The organism is Oleiagrimonas soli, assembly GCF_000761445.1.
Classification (GTDB): Bacteria; Pseudomonadota; Gammaproteobacteria; order Xanthomonadales; family Rhodanobacteraceae; genus Oleiagrimonas; species Oleiagrimonas soli.
Map to the genome: position 1 here is coordinate 1,833,928 of NZ_KN196470.1, position 17,561 is coordinate 1,851,488.

17 protein-coding genes are annotated in these 17,561 nt (G+C 61.1%); 10 read left to right on the plus strand and 7 right to left on the minus strand.

Annotated elements, in window-relative coordinates:
* Window positions 1–108: 108 nt before the first annotated feature.
* The gene (locus LF63_RS07985) at window positions 109–1,089 is read right to left on the minus strand and encodes an AraC family transcriptional regulator (RefSeq protein ID WP_043100876.1); all 981 of its coding nucleotides are present in this window, start codon (window positions 1,087–1,089) and stop codon (window positions 109–111) included.
* Between the two features lie 149 nt (window positions 1,090–1,238).
* On the opposite strand from LF63_RS07985, the gene LF63_RS07990 reads away from it, so the two are divergent.
* The 5 genes from LF63_RS07990 (at window position 1,239) to LF63_RS08010 (ending at window position 6,239) form a co-directional block, all read left to right on the plus strand.
* A complete protein-coding gene (locus LF63_RS07990) occupies window positions 1,239–2,231 on the plus strand; it encodes an aldo/keto reductase (protein WP_200877570.1) in 993 nt (330 codons plus the stop codon).
* A 299-nt stretch (window positions 2,232–2,530) separates the two neighbouring features.
* A complete protein-coding gene (locus LF63_RS07995; protein WP_043100878.1) occupies window positions 2,531–3,541 on the plus strand; it encodes an SDR family NAD(P)-dependent oxidoreductase in 1,011 nt (336 codons plus the stop codon).
* A 457-nt stretch (window positions 3,542–3,998) separates the two neighbouring features.
* On the plus strand, window positions 3,999–4,586 hold the full coding sequence (locus tag LF63_RS08000; protein ID WP_043100880.1) for a TetR/AcrR family transcriptional regulator: 588 nt from the start codon (window positions 3,999–4,001) through the stop codon (window positions 4,584–4,586).
* Between the two features lie 112 nt (window positions 4,587–4,698).
* On the plus strand, window positions 4,699–5,793 hold the full coding sequence (locus LF63_RS08005) for an NADH:flavin oxidoreductase (protein ID WP_043100882.1): 1,095 nt from the start codon (window positions 4,699–4,701) through the stop codon (window positions 5,791–5,793).
* A 95-nt stretch (window positions 5,794–5,888) separates the two neighbouring features.
* Window positions 5,889–6,239: a DUF1330 domain-containing protein gene (locus LF63_RS08010; RefSeq protein WP_043100883.1), complete on the plus strand. Its 351-nt coding sequence runs from the start codon at window positions 5,889–5,891 to the stop codon at window positions 6,237–6,239.
* A 78-nt stretch (window positions 6,240–6,317) separates the two neighbouring features.
* On the opposite strand, the gene LF63_RS08015 is transcribed toward LF63_RS08010, so the two are convergent.
* Window positions 6,318–7,142, minus strand: coding sequence for an alpha/beta hydrolase (locus LF63_RS08015; RefSeq protein WP_052394845.1), 825 nt, complete (start codon window positions 7,140–7,142; stop codon window positions 6,318–6,320).
* A 195-nt stretch (window positions 7,143–7,337) separates the two neighbouring features.
* Window positions 7,338–8,339, minus strand: a complete 1,002-nt coding sequence (locus LF63_RS08020) for a bile acid:sodium symporter family protein (RefSeq protein WP_043100886.1) — start codon at window positions 8,337–8,339, stop codon at window positions 7,338–7,340.
* 101 nt (window positions 8,340–8,440) lie between these two features.
* Between LF63_RS08020 and LF63_RS15545 the strand changes: the two genes are divergently transcribed.
* The gene (locus LF63_RS15545; protein WP_081945149.1) at window positions 8,441–9,346 is read left to right on the plus strand and encodes a LysR family transcriptional regulator; all 906 of its coding nucleotides are present in this window, start codon (window positions 8,441–8,443) and stop codon (window positions 9,344–9,346) included.
* 258 nt (window positions 9,347–9,604) lie between these two features.
* Here the strand turns inward: LF63_RS15545 and LF63_RS08030 are convergent, their stop codons facing one another.
* The 3 genes from LF63_RS08030 to LF63_RS08040 form a co-directional block, all read right to left on the minus strand.
* Window positions 9,605–10,375 carry an SDR family NAD(P)-dependent oxidoreductase gene (locus tag LF63_RS08030; protein ID WP_043100890.1) on the minus strand — a complete coding sequence of 257 codons (771 nt, stop codon included), beginning with the start codon at window positions 10,373–10,375 and terminating at the stop codon, window positions 9,605–9,607.
* A gap of 52 nt (window positions 10,376–10,427) precedes the next feature.
* Window positions 10,428–11,627 carry an arabinose transporter gene (locus LF63_RS08035; protein WP_043103460.1) on the minus strand — a complete coding sequence of 400 codons (1,200 nt, stop codon included), beginning with the start codon at window positions 11,625–11,627 and terminating at the stop codon, window positions 10,428–10,430.
* A gap of 63 nt (window positions 11,628–11,690) precedes the next feature.
* A complete protein-coding gene (locus tag LF63_RS08040) occupies window positions 11,691–13,016 on the minus strand; it encodes an amidohydrolase family protein (protein WP_052394847.1) in 1,326 nt (441 codons plus the stop codon).
* Window positions 13,017–13,080: 64 nt separating this feature from the next.
* Here LF63_RS08040 and LF63_RS08045 point away from each other — a divergent pair, with 64 nt between their 5' ends.
* Complete coding sequence (locus tag LF63_RS08045) at window positions 13,081–13,266, plus strand: hypothetical protein (RefSeq protein WP_043100892.1); 186 nt, start codon at window positions 13,081–13,083, stop codon at window positions 13,264–13,266.
* A gap of 351 nt (window positions 13,267–13,617) precedes the next feature.
* Here the strand turns inward: LF63_RS08045 and LF63_RS08050 are convergent, their stop codons facing one another.
* Entirely contained in the window at window positions 13,618–14,520 is a 903-nt protein-coding gene (locus tag LF63_RS08050; RefSeq protein WP_043100893.1) for a LysR family transcriptional regulator, read from the minus strand.
* 126 nt (window positions 14,521–14,646) lie between these two features.
* Between LF63_RS08050 and LF63_RS08055 the strand changes: the two genes are divergently transcribed.
* From LF63_RS08055 to LF63_RS08065, 3 genes are all read left to right on the plus strand, one after another.
* Window positions 14,647–15,384: an SDR family oxidoreductase gene (locus tag LF63_RS08055; protein ID WP_043100895.1), complete on the plus strand. Its 738-nt coding sequence runs from the start codon at window positions 14,647–14,649 to the stop codon at window positions 15,382–15,384.
* Window positions 15,385–15,438: 54 nt separating this feature from the next.
* Window positions 15,439–16,338 carry an SDR family oxidoreductase gene (locus LF63_RS08060; protein ID WP_043100897.1) on the plus strand — a complete coding sequence of 300 codons (900 nt, stop codon included), beginning with the start codon at window positions 15,439–15,441 and terminating at the stop codon, window positions 16,336–16,338.
* A 140-nt stretch (window positions 16,339–16,478) separates the two neighbouring features.
* Window positions 16,479–17,417 (plus strand): LysR family transcriptional regulator, encoded by a 939-nt coding sequence (locus tag LF63_RS08065; protein WP_043100899.1) that lies wholly within the window; start codon window positions 16,479–16,481, stop codon window positions 17,415–17,417.
* Window positions 17,418–17,561: the final 144 nt, after the last annotated feature.

Consider the following 17,561-nt stretch of genomic DNA (forward strand, 5'->3'; position numbering starts at 1 on the left):
CATCGTCCTGTTTTTGAAGACTGGATGTTGCAAGTGGTCTCACGGTCTTGATCTGCGTCCGCTCGGCAGCCAATTGGCATTTGTATTTATGAAGAACCGTCGAATCTTTCAAAATTCGAGTATGTCTGCCTTACTTTTAGTTTGTGTTGCCTCGCCCTCTCCATGCATCGCCCTCCTGTACTGACCGGGTGCAACAGCCATCACGCGCTTGAATGCGGTGCTGAAGGCGCTGTCGGATGTGTACCCAACCGAGGTCGCAGCTTCGGAGATTGAGGCACCTGCCCGGAGCTTACGTCTCGCCAGATACATGCGCCATTGGGTCAAATAGGCGAGAGGTGGAATGCCCATCATTTCGCGGAATCGAACCGCGAGCGACGTTCTCGACATCCCCGCTTTTTTCGCAAGTTCCTCAAGACCCCAGTTCCGGGAAGGCTCGCTATGGATGCTACTAAGCACAATGGCTAACTTTTGGTCGCCGAAGCCTTTGAGCCATCCCTCATCGCCATCCGATGCATGCGCCAAGTAGGCCCGCAGCGCTTGAGTGAACAGTAATTGCGCCAGCCCTGATATGACGGCCGACCGACCCGGTCGGACGCTTTTCATTTCGGCCACAAGTTGTTCAAGCAACCAGGCAAGCGGTTTGGCTTCGTCTGTCGTTCCCCGCACATGAATGAGCGGCGGCAGACCGGCCAAAAGTAGCGCTTGCCGATCTGCGTCAATCTGCACCGTGCCGCCCAGCATGGTGAAGTCGCAACCCTCGCCAAGCTGATATTGGTCGTTACTGTCTCGAACAATGGGCGTGGTCGTTGCGTCAGGAATCAGTGCAACGGTGCTGGCGAGCGTCAGGGTGTGTGTACCGTTGGTAATCAATACGTCACCGACGTCCACTCGAGCCGGCTCGGACATACCGTCGCTGGAATACCAGCAGTTGCCTTCGGTTACCGCGCAAAACTTGATTGCATTCAGATTGGCGAAGCGGCGAGCCCAGGTGCCACCTGCGACCACGCGCCCAGACAGTTCGCAGCGGGCTTGAAGGAAGTCCAGCAGATCTGAAAGAGGGTCAACCCGAAGATTTGAACTATCGCGCATAAAAATTGAACTTATACGTCTTCTTAGTACATTGCGATCAGCCTACCATGCCATGAGCTAATTCGCCTCGGAGATCCTGCGTGCCTCTAAATCACTTCGTAACGCTCGGGCGTTCTGGCCTGCGCGTCAGCCCGTATTGCCTCGGAACCATGACCTTTGGTGAAGACTTCGGCTGGGGAGCAAGTCCCGCGGAGTCATTCGCCATGCTCGACGAGTATCGAAGCCGCGGAGGCAACTTCGTGGACACCGCCAACATCTATACCGCCGGCCATTCCGAGCAAATCGTTGGTGACTACCTCAAGCAGAAGGACGTCAGGCGCGACGAGATCGTGCTCAGCACGAAGTTCTATTGCAATCTGTTTCCTGGCGATCCCAACGGCGGTGGGGCCGGACGCAAAGCGCTCATCCAGCAGTGCGAAGCCTCGCTAAGCCGGCTCCAGACCGACTACATCGACATCTACTGGCTTCACAACTGGGACCGGGGAGTGCCGATCGAGGAAACGTTGCGAGGTCTGGACGATCTCGTCACGGCCGGCAAGATCCGTTACATCGGATTCTCGGACATTCCCGCCTGGAAAACGGCCGAAGCGCAGACGATCGCCCTCTTTCGCGGGTGGACACCGATCATTGCCCTACAACTCGAATACTCGCTGCTGGAACGCACGAGTGAGGGCGAGCTGTTCCCGATGGCTCAAGCGATGGGCATGGGCATCATGCCTTGGTCCCCGCTCAAGAGTGGCTTCCTGAGTGGCAAGTTCCGGCGCGGCGGGACAGGCCAGGTCGATACGAAGCGCACGAGCATGGTCGGTGTTCCGGGCGAAGCGGACTACGACATCATCGAAACTGTCGCGGAAGTCGCATCGGAGCTTGGCATCAGCCCGGCATCGGTGGCACTGGCTTGGGTCCGTTCACAGGCTGGTGTCACGTCCACCTTGATCGGCGCCAGGAGGCTCGATCAGCTCAGAGCCAATCTCGATTCTCTCGAAGTGACGCTGTCAGCCGATCAGATCGGCAAACTCAGCCTGGTCTCGAAGCCGAAGCTGAATTTCCCGGCCGAGAACAACGAAACCCTGGCACCGATGCTGGCGTTCCCCGGCACGACGGTTGATGGCCGAACCGTGCCGTCATTTGCCCGGACCTGACCGGGGAAACAGTCGGCTTTTGCCGGCCGCAGGATTCATGTCCCATTTTTCTTCTTGGTCGGTGCAGCGGACAGCCTGAACGAGTAGATCTCGTCGCATCAGAAGTTTTGGGGCATGCCCTCACGGATTTACAAGGATTTATTGCGCTGCTGGAAGTGGACCACTCGCCTTAACTTGAAGTGGCAGAGCAAACGAGCATCCGAACATCGCATTACTCAGTTTTTAGATGCAAACAGTTGGAACAGTTGTATATCAAATTGACACGCACTCACTCTGATTTAGGAAAAGGAGATATAGCCATGAGTACAGCCCAGGCCCCCATCGGCTCCGGCTTTAGCCGCGCTTCCACGACCGCCGACATCATCAAGGGCATCGATCTGGTGGGCAAAGTAGCGATCGTTACAGGAGGCTACTCGGGCCTCGGACTCGAAACAGCACGCACGCTCGCCTCGGCGGGCGCACGAATCATCGTGCCGGCACGTGATGTCGAGCGCGCGCGCAGAACCATTGCCGAAGCAGGCGGCGGCATGGAAGTTCAACCGATGGATCTCACCGTCCCCCACTCGATCGACGACTTCGCACGCGACTTCGTTGAAACTGGCTTGCCGCTCCATCTGCTTATCAACAACGCCGGCATCATGGCGCTGCCCGAGCTGAAGCGCGATGCGCAAGGCAATGAGCTACAGTTTTCTACCAATCATCTCGGTCATTTCCGGTTGGCTCTGCGACTCTGGCCAGCGCTCAAGCGGGCCGGTGGCGCGCGCGTCGTATCCGTCTCGTCTGCTGGGCACCGCTTCTCACCCGTCGTCTTCGACGACATCCATTTCGAGCGCCGTGACTACGATCCTTTCAAGGCCTATGGTCAGTCGAAGACGGCCAACATCCTCTTTGCGGTTGGTCTTGACCGGCGAGGCAAAGACGATGGCATTCGTGCGTTCGCGCTCCATCCAGGCGGGATCGCGGGAACGAATCTCGGCACGCACGTCGGGGTGGAAATGCTGAAAAAAACCGGATTCGTCGATGAAAGCGGTCGACCGGTCATCGATCTGGCCCGTGACCTGAAATCGATACCGCAGGGCGCGGCCACCCATGTCTGGTGTGCGGTCAGTCCGCAACTCGACGGCAAAGGCGGGGTGTTCTGCGCCGATTCCGATATCACTCCGATTCTGCCGGATGGCAACTCTTTCGATCTGTCAGAAGACCGTACCCATCGCGGCACTGGCGTCCAAGCCTATGCGGTCGACCCTAACGCAGCCGAAGAACTGTGGCGCAGAAGCGAAGAAATCACCGACGTCTCCATCCAGGGCTAGTCACGATGTGATGGCGTTAGTCGCGCCGCCAAGCGATATACGTCGAGCAGTCACCGCTTTCGCGCACGATCAAGGAGTTGAAGACGTACACCACTGGTCGCCGCGAAAGCGACTGACCGCAGATGACCGGAATGGGGGCGTCTGCCGTAGCATCGGGCAACTCTCGACGGCATCGATCAGTCGAATCCGCCGTCGCATGCAGACCTTCTCTACCCCGATAACCTGTCCTAACCGCCCCGCACGGACGTCGGATTCCGGCGGAGCACCCTGCCCGGAACCGATGGCTAAGACAGGCTGGACGGTACGTCCCCGATTCCGTATTTGAATCTCGCAAGCCGGTGTCCCCAGAGCTAGCAAGGGAAAGAGAGTCGTTGCTCGGGCTCATTTAGATGATGTTCATCATCCATTCATATAGATTATGTGTATCATCTAAACGTCCTCGAACCGAGTTGGCGAGATGAAAAACAGTCAAGAGAAAAAGCAGCAGAACCGGCAACTGATCCTCGGCGCCGCTGCCCGGCTCTTTCGCGAACGTGGCATCCACGGTGTAAGCGTGTCCGACGTCATGCAGGAGGCTGGCATGACGCATGGTGGCTTCTACCGACACTTCGCCGACAAGGACGAACTGGTCGTTCAGGCCATTGCGAGCGCCTTGGATCCATCCAGCGATGATCACTCGCGTCCGAAACCCGACGATATCTTGCAGTTCGCCGAGGCGTATCTGAGCATTGCCCATCGCGACGATGCCGGTACCGGTTGCGTCTTCGCAGCGCTAGGTACGGAATTGGTGCGTGGTTCGGCACCGGGCCGGCACGTAATGACCAAGGCCATGCAGCGACGCATTGAGTCGTTCACACGCACTGGGACCGGCGAGACAAGCACGGAGCGCCGCCAAGCCGCAATCGGAAGCTGGGCCGCCATGGTCGGCGCTGTTGTGCTCTCGCGGCTCAGCGACGACCCCGCGCTGGCCGATGAACTCCTCAGCGAGACCGCGGCGTGGATTGCCGCGGGCCAGAAAACCGCTTCCGACAGACCGGCTCGGTAACAACTCCACGTTTCCCTGACCGTCCCCAATCCTTCATCGCTTCGGTGCAGGACACATGGCCATATGGCCCATTTTGCGGAAGGCGGCCGAACACCTTCAAAGGTTTTGAACCATGCATATCGATCCGCTTTTTCGACCCTTCCAGCTCGGCCAGTTCACGTTGCCCAACCGCATCGTCATGGCACCGATGACTCGCAAATTCAGCCCGGGTGGCATCCCCGGCGAGGATGTGGCCGGCTATTATCGGCGGCGAGCTGAGGGTGGCGTCGGTCTGATCATTACCGAAGGAACCACGATCGGGCGCCAAGCTGCCTCCAACAGTGCGTCGATCCCGAACTTCCACGCGCCGAAAAGCCTTGAGGGATGGGCGCGAGTGGTTTCCGAAGTGCACGCAGCCGGAGGCAAGATTGCACCGCAGCTCTGGCACCAAGGGAGCGTTCGCGAAGGCGGAACCGGCCCACACCCAGATGCTCCGTCCGAAGGTCCGGTCGCCACCGATGCCGGCGTCAAGATGATGAGCGACGGCGACATTGCCGATACCGTCGACGCGTACGCCCGCTCGGCAGCATCCGCCAAACGGATCGGATTTGATGCTGTCGAACTGCATGGCGCGCATGGCTATCTCATCGACCAGTTCCTGTGGGCTGGCACCAATGCACGCAGCGATGCCTATGGCGGCACGGCGGTGGAACGGACTCGCTTCGCGGTGGAGGTCGTGCGCGCCGTGCGCCAGGCGATAGGTCCGGACATGCCATTGATCTTCCGCTATTCGCAGTGGAAGTTGCAGGACTATGCCGCTCGCCTGGCAGAGACGCCCGCGGCGCTTGAGTCATTGCTCGTGCCACTGGCAGATGCCGGCGTGGACATCTTCCACGCTTCGACACGCCGCTTCTGGGAACCTGAGTTCGCGGGGTCGCACCTCAACCTCGCTGGCTGGTCGCGCAAGCTTACCGGTCTGCCGAGCATCAGCGTCGGCTCGGTCGGTCTGGCCGGTGCCGACTTCATGGAGCAACTGCGCGGCGATTCCGCCGGTGCACAGGTCGACACGCTCGACGCCTTGATCGATCGGCTGGGTCGGGACGAGTTCGACCTGATCGCCGTCGGGCGCGCACTCCTGAGCGACCCACAGTGGCCCACCAAGGTTCGCCAAGGGCGCATCGAGGAACTGATTCCCTTCAACAAGGCGTCGTTCGCCTCACTCAGCTGAACCGCAACAGCATCCGAACGCCGGGCCAGAGCGCGTGCAAATCCCCGGCCACGTTGATCCTTCCCCTTTTCCCCAATCCCCAAAGAGTGCTTACCATGAAAACGTACCTCATCAATCATCTGCGAATTCCCGGCGACGTGCCGAACAGTGATGGCCTCAGCTACCTCGAACAAGTCGAGGCGACGGTTGCCCCGCACGGCGGCAAGTGGCTGGCCCAAGGTGCGGTCGATGTGATCGAGGGCGCGTGGCCCGGTTCGGTCGTCCTCATGGAGTTCCCAAGTCGCGAAGCTGCCATGGCGTGGTACCACTCGCCCGAATACCAGGCAATCCTGCCCCTGCGCATCAACAACGCGATCTCGGACATCGTATTGATCGACCAAATGCCCGAGGACTTCACCATCAAGGGCTTCGCTTCCGAAGTACGTCGAGCGATCCAGGGCGGCTGAGCCTATTTGGCTCTTGTACGCACGCGATCGTACCGTCCTGCGCTGGGCGATACGGTCGCGTGCTGCGCTCGCAACAAATTACTTTTCAAGGTTGCCATTGGACTTTTGCGAGGACGCCGATGCCTCGGCATCGCCCACCGTCATGGCCGCCCGCTCAATCAAGGCAGCCACCTGCTTGGGGTGCGACTCGTAGACCGAATGACTGGCCCCAGCCACTACCACGGTGTAACTGTGCGCGCGCTTGGCGTACATGCGTTCCAGGTCCGGATTGATGATGCGGTCGCTGCCCGCGACCATGTACCAGCTGGGTTTGTCCTTCCATGCCGGATGGGTCGCTGGCACGTTAAACACCTCCGCAGCGGTCAGCTCCTGCGCATGCGCCTCGAATTCCGCCCGAGCCTTGGGCAGGTCGGCGGCGAAATCGGCGGGATAGTGCGCCGGATCCAGATAGGTAAATCCATCGGGCGTCTTCTTGATGTCGCCGGTCTTGCTGGTCGCGCTGGGGAATTTCTTGCCGTTTGCGACTTCGGTCTCTCCTTCGTCCAGCGCGTGCGCCGCAATGTAGACCAGACCGACGACCTTGGGATCGTTGCCGACCCGGGTGATGATGGCACCGCCGTAGCTATGTCCGACCAGAATGGTGGGACCGTCTTGCATGGCAACGATCCGATGGACCGCAGCCACGTCATCGGCAAACGAGGTCAATGGATGCTCGGCTACGGTTACGTGATAGCCATCCTTCACGAGGATGTCGTAGACCGGCTTCCAGCCACTACCATTGACCCATGCACCGTGCACCAGGACGATGTTGTGGACAGGCGTCGCGGCGGCCGCCGGAAGGCACAGTGCTGCAGCGCTGGCCAGCAAAACCGAGACAAAGAGTTTTTTTGTTGCGCTTATCACGGGGATTCTCCTTACTTGAACAGTTTGTGGGAAACGTGGCGAGCCCTGACCGAGATCAGACCGCGCAGCTTTGGAAACGAAGTTTCAGGACCCGAAGAGACCGCGAGACGACGGAACCTTCGGCCTGGGACATGGCGATATGGACATCTCCCGGCAGCGTGCTGTTGAGGTGCCCTTGAGCGATACCGCTTGTAATCAGCTCGCGATATCGACGGATTTCTGACCGGATGACGTCTCGGCTTTCCGTGCGTAGCGGCGCGCCAATACCGCACAAGCCATCAGCTGGATCTGATGAAACATCATCAGCGGAAGCACGATCGTGCCCAGTGTCGGCGCTGCGAACAGCACTCTCGCCATCGGGATGCCACTGGCAAGGCTCTTCTTCGAGCCGCAGAACACGATGGTGATCTCGTCTTCCCGCGAGAAACCGAGTGCGCGCGAGCCATAACGCGTCGTCAACAGCACCAGCGCCAGCAATACGGCATCGACCACCACCAAACCGCCCAACACCGACAACGGCGTAGACCGCCACAGCCCCTCCAGCACGGCCGCGCTGAATGCGGTGTACACCACCAGCAGAATCGAACCGCGATCCACCAATCCCACCAGCGTCTTGTGCCGCTGCACCTGGCCGCCGATCCAGCGTTGCGTCGCCTGCCCTGCCACGAACGGCACCAGCAGTTGCATCACGATGCTTTCCACGGCGTGCCATGACATGCCGCCCTGCCCGTGCGCCTCCAGCAGCACGCCCACCAGCAACGGTGTGACGAGGATGCCGATCAGGCTGGAAGCCGAAGCAGCGCATACGGCGGCGGAAACGTTGCCGCGGGCGATCGAAGTGAATGCGATCGACGATTGCACGGTCGACGGCAGCGTGCACAGGAACAGCACGCCCACATAGAGTCCGGGCGTCACCAGCGGCGACAGCAGCGGACGCAGCAGGAAACCCATCAGGGGGAACAGTACGAACGTGCTGATTAGCACGGTGATGTGCAGCCGCCAGTTGGTCAGCCCGGCCAGCGCTGCCGAGCGCGAAAGTTTGGCGCCGTGCAGGAAGAACAGCAGCGCGATCGCCGCATCGGTCAGTCCGTCGAAGACCTGCGCAGCTTCGCCTCGGCACGGAAGCTTACTCGCCAAAAGCACCGTGGCCAGCAGCGCGCAAATGAAGGGATCAGGCAGGAAGCGGCGCAATGACATGATGGGAACGCAGAGAAGGCCATAAGGCGGTTCACATCATTGCACCGCTGCGCGACTGATAAGTCCAATCACTATATTGTAATCAGTGATAATATATTTTTATGAATGTGAGTTTGCGCCAGTTGCGTGTCTTCCTCGCCGTCTCCCGCCTCCGCCATTTCGGGCGTGCCGCCGAGCAACTGCATCTCACGCAGCCAGCCATCAGCCGTCACATCGCCGATCTGGAAGCCGAGTTGGGCGTACGCCTGCTCGATCGAAGCACGCGCGAAGTCGTCCCTACCGAACCCGGCCGCTACCTGCACAGCGCCGTGGAGCGTGTGCTGGACGAACTGGAAAACGTGCTTGCCCATGTTCGGACGGAAGGCGAAGGTCGGCGCGGCACCGTGCGCGTGGCGGCGGCACCTACACCATCGGCCTCGCTGATGCCTCGCTGCATCGCGGAATGCGCTAGGGACTATCCCGAGTTGACACTGCACTTGCGCGACCAGCCGCAAACTCAAGTGCTCGACAGCGTACGCGGCGGTGAAGTCGACTTCGGTGTCGCCATCGACCCGCCGGACAATCGCGAGTTCGACAAGAAGATCATCCTGCACGATCCATTCGTGCTGGTCTGCCGGAACGATCATCCTCTGGCTCGACTGGATCGCGTGCCCTGGAAGAAACTGCATGGCGAAACCGTGGTACTGCTCGACTACTCTTCCGGCAGCCGCCGTCTGATAGACCGCATCCTCGAAGAGCGCGGTATTACGGTGCATGTGGCCCAACAAACGAGTCACACACACACGGCGTTTCGCCTGGTCGAGGCCGGGATCGGTTGCAGCATCACCCCTGCGTTATCGTTACCTGTATCGGACGATCTTTCCGTTCGCCCGCTTACACCTACCTCGAAACGGGCGATCACATTGATTCGGCGCAAGCATCGCTCGCTATCTCCGGCGGCCGAGCAAGTCTGGAACCACCTGTGTGACATGACCGCTCGGCTCAATCCAACAAGCCGACTGCGTTGAGCTTCCTTTCAGTGCGTTGCGGATCAACACCTTGCCCACGAGGCTCTCGGAGCATTCAGTAGCGCAGGCTAGATCGCAGAAAAGTCATGTGCGCCCTACCCACCTGGTAGAAACGCATCGCAGCATCGCCAAGGTCGGCTTTGATGCGGCTGTGCAGCGATGTCTTTCTCTGCTCGATCCATGCTGAGCTGGCCGGTCAGGCGCGGCAACACGTCTATCTCGATGCTGCACCGAACCGGCCAGTGGCTGTCCACTGTCTCAGACAGGCAACGCCACACCGCTGATGTCCTCGCAGATGGCAATCAGGCGATCCTGCAGGGCGGTATCCTTGGCTTGGGGATGGGGTGCCATGCGTTTGAGATGGTAGAAATACTGCCCCGAGACATCGGCCTTTGCGTTGTCGCCCGCAGCCAGCCAAGCCTGGGTTAGGTGCGCCTGACTCATGTCGTCGGGCGCGCCCGGCCCTCCCATTTTGGTCGGCACCCACCCCGGCTCCAGCGCATTGGAGAACACGTCCGGCCAGCGGCGCGCTACGGCAAATGCGAGCATGGCATCGTGCAGCTTGCTTTCCGCATAAGCGTCCGAGCCGTTCCATCGACGCGTGCTCCACAGGATGTCATCCAGACTCGCATCGGCATGGTGATGCATGCCGGAACTCAGGTACACGAGGCGCTTGGGACGATCGATCAGAGACGTGAGGATGTAGGGCGAAAGCGTGTTGATCGCAAAGACATGCGGCAGTCCGTCTTCCGTCACGCGGAAGCCCTCGCGATAACCCACCGCTGCGTTGTGGATCACGGCGTCGAAATGCCCCAGCCCGTTGACTTGCGCTGCAACGTCTTTGGCGCCAGCGATCGTTTCCAGATCGCCGACAACGACCGCTTCAACCTGTGGCAGTGCACGTTTGGCGTCTTCGGCACGATAGGCATTGCGAGCATGAAGCACAACCGTGTGATGCTGCTCGACAAGCAGTCGGGCAGCCATCAAACCGAGACCCGTGGACGAACCGGATATGAAAATCCGAGACATGAGATTTCTCCTTGATGGTGGTTGGCGGTTGCAATCCAACCGTCGATGAAAGTCAGGCCGTCTGGCTCCGGGAAGTTCCTGACAGCATGGCGCCCAACAGCGCGCATACGGCGCCGAACAGATAGACGGCCGCATACCCGAACTGTCCGGCGATGACTCCGGCCGCGGGGCCCGAGATGCCATAGGCAATGTCCAGAAAGGCCACGAAAGCTCCCATTGCACTGCCGCGGTTCGCCGGCGGCACGCGTTTGAGCGCTTCTACCCCGAGTGCTGGAAATACCAGCGCGCAGCCAAGCCCCGTGAACAAGGCGCCGGTCAGCGCCACCCATGCGTTCGGAGCAAACCAGACCAGAGCCTGGCCGATCGCCTCCACGACCAGCGACCACACCGCGACGCGGTAGCCGCCGATGCGGTCCGGAAGATGCCCGAGCACAACGCGCACGAAGATGAAGCCGATGCCGAACGCGGTCATCACCAGTCCGGCGTGGCTCCAATGACGCGCAACAAAGTACAGCGAAGCAAATGCAGTGAGTCCGGAGAGGCCAACACCCTGCAGCATCAACCCGAAGCCTTCGCGCCAGATGCTGCGGACGACGCGATGAAACGGAAGACGCACGCCGCCGGGCGACAGGTAGGACGTCGCACCGATAGCGATCGTGGCAGCAACCACAGGCGCGACGATGCAGGCGATCATGGCAACAGCCAGACCGTGCGACTCGTAGAGCCCCATGCCAAAGGGCGCGCCGATCGACAGCGCCGCAAACATGGCAATCCCCGTCCACGACATCGACATGCCGGCGCGCTGCGGTCCGACCGAGGCAATGGACCAGGACACGCAGCCCGTGACGAACTGACTTTCGCCGAGGCCTGCAGCCAGGCGCCCTACTACGACGATGGCCAGGCTCATTGTCGAAGGCAGGCTGGGCAGGGCCGCCACTAGATACAGCAGGCCCGCCAGGGCTGAGACCGCCGCACCCTGCAGCGCGGAGCGCTTTCCACCCTGCTGGTCGGTCACCCTGCCCGCGTAGCCGCGGCTGAGCACCGTGGCCAGGAACTGGATGCCAATCACGAGACCCACGACGACATTGCTGTAACCGAGATGGTCGTGGATGAACAACGGAATGACGGGGAGCGGCAGGCCGACGGCCAGATAACCGCAAAACAGTGCCGCAATGACGCCCCATGCCGGGCGAGACAGGTGCGCGGGTGCGGCATCGGCCGGCGCAGCCTGTGCGTTGGCAAGCGTTGACATGACAATCTCCAAAACGGATGTATCGGTAAGGAGGCCGCCGGCGTCGCCGGCGGCCTCTCCTGATTACGCGGTGGCGCCGAACAGCTCGGCGCGGTAGCCGCTGGCTTCGATCAGGTAGTCGCGCGAAGCGGTGACCTCGGCGTTGAGCTTGGCCAGGTCGACATCCACGAGCTTGCCCGCGCGTTTGCGCAGATGGCCCGCGACCATCACCGTGTCCACGTCCGCACGTTCGACCGCCTGGACGATCGTTCCCACGGCGTTGGTGGCCGGGAATACGGCGACGCCGTCGGTGCGCACCATGATGATGTCGGCTTGTTTGCCAGGCGTGAGCGTGCCGACCTGACCTTCCAGGCCTGCGGCGCGAGCGCCGTTGATGGTCGCCGCCTGCAACACCGCTTCCACCGAGATCGGCTTGGGTGCATCGGCTTCGCCGCGGAAGCGGCGGTAGCGCATGGCCGAACGCTGCTGGCCGAACAAGGCGTGCATCTCGCCGAACATGTCACTGCCGAACGCCGTGTCCAGATCGATGCCCAGGGCCGGGGTCAGGCCGTGGTCGATCGCCTGCTGGTAGGCGAAGGTTTCGTCGTCGAAACCGAAAAGCGCATCGGAGCGCGGGTTGACGGTAATGTTCACGCCCGCGTCGGCGAACAGCTTCCATGTTTCCTGCGGCACGCGGGTGCAGTGATTGAAGATGTTGTGGGTGCCCAACACACCCGGCTTTGCGAATTCCGGTCCCAGCTTGGCCAGGTCGCCGATGAACTCGGTCAGGATCCGCATGTCCAGAGCACGCGCAGCCTCCCACCAATCGAGATTGAGTTGACCGAACAAGCCCACCTGTACACGGCTGCTGACGGTATTCCAGTTGTGCGCCAGCCTTTGCAGATCGCCCGGCAAATGGGCGGACGAAGCCTTCTTGTCCATCGCCGCGCCGACCATGTGCAGCGCGCGAATACCGGAGTCCTCCAGCGCATCGAGCGCGGCGTCGGTGTGTTCGGTGCTGCGCGAACTATGGCAGGCATCGATGATGGTGGTGATGCCGGCATCAAGCGAAGCAGCCGCGGTGAGCTTGGTGCTGAGGTACATGTCCAGCGGACGAAAATGCGCACCGAGTTTTTCGGCCACGACGTCGATGTAGGCGAACAGGTCGTCCACGTTGGGCATCATGCGGCGCATCACGCCGAGCCACATGTGGTGGTGGGCGTCGACCAGGCCTGGCATGACGATGTGGCCGCCGGCATCGATGACCTGTGCATTGTCGGCCTTCAGGGATGGAGCGACGGCAGCGATGCGTCCGTCCTGGACCAGAACATCGCCGACAGCGAGATTGGGAACCTCGGCATCCAACGTCAGGATGGTGCCGCCTTTGAATAGGGTGCGTTGCGTAGTCATGAGAGGACTCCTCGGAAGGGGATGGGCCGACTGGCAGCGGTTGCTCGCTCAACGAATCTTTCCGATGAAGCCGCTGCCTCGTAGGCACGGCGAGCACGATAAGTGTCGAACCACCTTTGATAAAGATGGTTTGGATCAAATTATCTTTGCAAAAAATCACAGGATGGACGGCGGCATGGGGTCATGCCGGCGGTTGTCCAACATGGACGGCACGGCGACCATCCTGGAAACCAAAAGCCTCAGTCGCTGAAGCGAGGGCTTGAGCGATTCGCGAGCGGCACAGCCTGACGCCATGGCGGCGCGGGGTGAGCAGACGTTTCGTGGCCCGTGCCGGTGGTGGCGCATAGGCAAGGCACCGTCGCTGATCCGGATCGGACGGACTGCATCAGAGATGCGGAGAACTCGGGGACAAACCGGGCCGCACAAGTACCTGCAAGCACAAAGCCGAGCGTTACTTCCCGGGTGCCGACGACACGTGTCCGCAGGGCTGCACCGTCGTCGTCTAGACCGCGCTCAGTGCACTCGTCGACTTCTGTCGAAGGAACGACCGCGCTGGCGATGTCCGAACCCGACTCGGGAAGCTTGCACCGACCCCATGCGCTCAGTCCGCCGAGGTCTCTCTTTGCTTGAACACATCCACCGCCCACTCCAGGAATGCCCGCACACGCGGAGACAACTGCCTGCCGCGTGAAAACACCAAGGACACCGGAACAGATGGCGGGGGCACAGCGTCGAGGAGCTGCACCAGGCGACCGCTGCGCAGATCTTCCTCGACATGGAAATACGGCACCTGGGCCAGCCCCAGCCCTAGGCGGATGGCATCCAGATAACTCTCCGTGCCCGTCACCGTCAATGGACTCGGAAGGGATAACGAACGCGTGCTGTTCTCTACCTGAAATTCCAATGGCGTGACCTGCCCCGAGGTCAGGGAACGCAAACTGACCATGCGATGACCGTCCAGATCATCGATGCTTTCGGGAACACCGAACTGCTCCAGATACCCCGGCGATGCACACGTCAGTCTCTGGAGCAGCGTCACCTGGCGCGCGACCAGTTCGCTGTCTCGCAGATGGCCATAGCGCAGCACGCAATCGACGCCTTCCTGAACCGGGTCGATCCACCGATCGCTCTCGCTCATCGACAGCTCGATGCCCGGGTAGCGCGAGAAAAACTCCGGAAGCCGTGGAAGCAGAAAGTGACGAGCAAGGGTGCCCTGCACTTCGACGCGCACGAGCCCCTTTGCCTGCGCACCACGGAAAGCCCCTTCGGCATCTTCGACGTCCTCCAGGATGCGCAAACACCGCTGATGAAAGGCCTCACCGTCGAGGGTGGGTCGCACGACGCGAGTCGTCCGCTGCAGCAGGCGCACGCCGAGCCGACTCTCCAATGCCGCGATCACCTTCGTAGCCGTCGAGCGCGGAATCTGCATGTCGTTGGCCGCCATCGTGAAGCTGCGTCGCTCGACGATGCGAACGAACAAGCTCATGGCGTCAAGTCGGTCCATGCCACCTCCACATTATTTGCCATTAAGAAACAGTCATGTGCAATTTGCGCAGATTATCTCACTCACGGAAATTGACAAGATGCCCTCAACCCGCCAGTCCCGCGGGCAATGAATAGGAGAAACGCAATGACGAATCCCAACCAAGTAGCCATCGTGACGGGCGCCTCGCGCGGCATCGGAGCCGCGATTGCGGAACGTCTGGCCCGTGACGGTTTCACTGTCGCCATCAATTACGCCGGGAACACGGCGGAGGCCGAGCAGCTTGTGCGCAAGATCGAGGCCGCAGGTGGACGGGCCATCACTGCTCAGGCCGACGTGAGCGATCCTGAAGCGGTAACGCGCATGTTCGACGCCGCGGAAGCGGCGTTCGGCGGGGTGGATGTCCTGGTGAACAACGCCGGCATCATGAAGCTGGCCCCCCTCGCCGACAGCGACGACGGGCTATTCGAGAGCCAGATGGCGGTCAATCTGAAGGGTACCTTCAACACGCTGCGTCTCGCCGCCCGACGGCTGCGCAGTGGCGGCCGCATCGTCAACCTCTCCACGAGCGTGGTGGGCCTGAAGCTGGAGAGCTATGGCGTCTACGCCGCGACCAAGGCGGCCGTCGAGGCCATGACCGGGATACTTTCCAAAGAACTTCGCGGACGCTCGATCACCGTCAATGCGGTCGCTCCCGGCCCCACGGCGACCGATCTCTTCCTGAACGGAAAGTCGGACGAGCTGATTGCCCGCATGGCCAAGATGAACCCACTGGAGCGCCTGGGCACGCCGTCCGATATCGCCAACGCCGTCGCGTTCCTTGTCGGTCCCGATGGCGGCTGGATCAACGGACAAGTGCTGCGAGCCAACGGCGGCATGATCTGACTCACGTCAGCCCTACTCGCCCAACAAACTCTCCCTTTCGAAGGAAGACACATCATGAGCAAGATCATTCTTGTCACGGGCGCGTCGAGTGGTTTCGGCCGCCTCGCCGCCGAAGCGTTGGCCGAATCAGGACACACGGTCTACGCATCCATGCGCGCGACCGCCACCCGCAACGCCGGCGTGGTCGAACAGATGACCCGACATGCCCAAGATCGCCAGGTCGATCTACGCACCGTCGAACTGGACGTGCAATCGCAGGACTCCGCTGATGCGGCCATCGCGCACATCATCGGCGAAGCCGGAAAGATCGATGTCGTCGTGCATAACGCCGGACACATGGTGTTCGGACCTGCCGAAGCATTCACGGCGGAACAGTATGCCCAGCTCTACGACGTCAACGTCCTTGGAACGCAGCGCGTGAACCGCGCCGTACTTCCGCACCTGCGTCAGCAACGAAGCGGCTTGCTGGTCTGGGTGTCCAGCAGCAGCGTGGCGGGCGGCACGCCGCCTTATCTGGCACCGTACTTCGGCGCCAAGGCCGCGATGGATGCGATTGCCGTGCAGTACGCCCGCGAACTGGCGCGCTGGGGCATCGAAACGTCGATCATCGTCCCTGGCGCGTTCACCAGCGGCACAAACCACTTTGCACATGCCGGGCACCCGGCCGATGCAGAGCGTGCGGCCGAATACGAGGCCAGCGGCCCCTATGCGGGTTTCGGTGAGCAGGTTCAAGAAGCCTTTGCGAACATCGTCCCGGCGGATGCCGATGCCAGTCTGGTCGCTGACGCCATGGTAGATGTCGTGAACGCACCCGATGGCAAGCGGCCGTTCCGCGTCCATATCGACCCGACTCAGGATGGCGCGGACGTTGGCTTCGCCGTGATGGACCGCGTGCGCTCGGAGATGCTTCTACGTGTCGGCCTGCAGGATTTGCTCAAACCTGCCGAGTCGTGAAGTCACGTGACGGACGCGGTTCTGCCCCGGGCCGCGTCCGTTGCTCACGCCGATTCAGCGAGATCGGTTGTGCGTCATCTTTGATAAAGATAGGCTGCTTTAAACAACTTTTGCGTAAACTCAAAAAAGAAGGGTCGGCCATGAGCTTCGATGGGCGGATTTTATCGGGCATGACCGTGCTGGCAGCCGTCGTGGAAGCGGGAAGCTTCAGTCGCGCCGGCGAGTTGCTGGGGATGTCGGCATCGGGCGTAAGCCGATCGATTTCCCGACTGGAAGAAAGACTCGGCGTGCGTCTCGTGGACCGCACCACGCGTGCCCTGCATCTTACAAGCGAAGGTGCCGGATTGTACGAGCGCGCGGTGCAGCACCTCGAGGGCATCGCAGAGGCTGCGAACTACGTATCCGGTGCCTCCGAAACGGTTCGCGGCACCCTGCGGGTCGGCCTCAATCCGATCTTTGCTCAACACATCCTGGCACCGAAGCTACCGCTCCTGCGCGAGCGTTATCCGGATCTTGAATTGATCGTGCTTCAGCAGGCCGACGTAGGCGATCTTGTGACCGAAGGCATCGACGTCGCCGTGCGCTTCGGCCCGCAGCCGCCTTCCACCATGACCTCCCGACTGCTGCTTGAGACACGCGTCTTGACCGTGGCATCTCCGGAATACCTGGCACGATATGGACGACCCAAGCGCCCCGAAAAGCTGGTCGACCACGACTGTATCCAGTACATCGACCCGCGCAACAACAAGCCCTTTTCCTGGGAGTTTCACCGCGGTAGAAAAATCCTGCCCGTGAAAACGCGAGGCCATCTCACGACCACGGATGTGGATGTGATGGTGCAAGCGTGCGTCAGTGGTGCAGGCATTGCTCAGCCCCTGGCGCTGAGTGTCGATCACCTGATCGCCAGCGGCGCATTGGTCGAGTTGTTTCCCGAGTGGCCAGACGAGACCTATCCGCTGTACGCGGCTCGACCATCGCGACGCCTTCCTCCGGCGGCGGTCGAAGCCTTCCTGGGCTTTTGCGTCGAGATCTGCCGAGAACACCAAAGGTTAGCCATCTCGTCAAAGAGGACTGGCTGATCCTCGTCGCTCTTCTTGAGGCAGAAACCCACGACGCTCCCTCGATCTGAAGCCCTTGTTCGTCTCAAGCCGGTGCGTCCGCCGAGTTTCGCCAAAAGAGACGCCACACGAGTAGCCATGATCCCGGCGAGAACCTGTCCTAAT

What these genes read in the sequence shown, in the direction of transcription:
- LF63_RS07990 (WP_200877570.1), top strand. Translation starts at nt 1,239, where the DNA reads ATGACCTTTGGTGAAGACTTCGGCTGGGGAGCAAGTCCCGCGGAGTCA.
- LF63_RS08020 (WP_043100886.1), bottom strand. Translation starts at nt 8,339, where the DNA reads ATGTCATTGCGCCGCTTCCTGCCTGATCCCTTCATTTGCGCGCTGCTG.
- LF63_RS08045 (WP_043100892.1), top strand. Translation starts at nt 13,081, where the DNA reads ATGAAGCCGCTGCCTCGTAGGCACGGCGAGCACGATAAGTGTCGAACC.
- LF63_RS08055 (WP_043100895.1), top strand. Translation starts at nt 14,647, where the DNA reads ATGACGAATCCCAACCAAGTAGCCATCGTGACGGGCGCCTCGCGCGGC.
- LF63_RS07995 (WP_043100878.1), top strand. Translation starts at nt 2,531, where the DNA reads ATGAGTACAGCCCAGGCCCCCATCGGCTCCGGCTTTAGCCGCGCTTCC.
- LF63_RS08060 (WP_043100897.1), top strand. Translation starts at nt 15,439, where the DNA reads ATGAGCAAGATCATTCTTGTCACGGGCGCGTCGAGTGGTTTCGGCCGC.
- LF63_RS08035 (WP_043103460.1), bottom strand. Translation starts at nt 11,627, where the DNA reads ATGTCAACGCTTGCCAACGCACAGGCTGCGCCGGCCGATGCCGCACCC.
- LF63_RS15545 (WP_081945149.1), top strand. Translation starts at nt 8,441, where the DNA reads ATGAATGTGAGTTTGCGCCAGTTGCGTGTCTTCCTCGCCGTCTCCCGC.
- LF63_RS08065 (WP_043100899.1), top strand. Translation starts at nt 16,479, where the DNA reads ATGAGCTTCGATGGGCGGATTTTATCGGGCATGACCGTGCTGGCAGCC.
- LF63_RS08000 (WP_043100880.1), top strand. Translation starts at nt 3,999, where the DNA reads ATGAAAAACAGTCAAGAGAAAAAGCAGCAGAACCGGCAACTGATCCTC.
- LF63_RS08010 (WP_043100883.1), top strand. Translation starts at nt 5,889, where the DNA reads ATGAAAACGTACCTCATCAATCATCTGCGAATTCCCGGCGACGTGCCG.
- LF63_RS08030 (WP_043100890.1), bottom strand. Translation starts at nt 10,375, where the DNA reads ATGTCTCGGATTTTCATATCCGGTTCGTCCACGGGTCTCGGTTTGATG.
- LF63_RS07985 (WP_043100876.1), bottom strand. Translation starts at nt 1,089, where the DNA reads ATGCGCGATAGTTCAAATCTTCGGGTTGACCCTCTTTCAGATCTGCTG.
- LF63_RS08050 (WP_043100893.1), bottom strand. Translation starts at nt 14,520, where the DNA reads ATGGACCGACTTGACGCCATGAGCTTGTTCGTTCGCATCGTCGAGCGA.
- LF63_RS08040 (WP_052394847.1), bottom strand. Translation starts at nt 13,016, where the DNA reads ATGACTACGCAACGCACCCTATTCAAAGGCGGCACCATCCTGACGTTG.
- LF63_RS08005 (WP_043100882.1), top strand. Translation starts at nt 4,699, where the DNA reads ATGCATATCGATCCGCTTTTTCGACCCTTCCAGCTCGGCCAGTTCACG.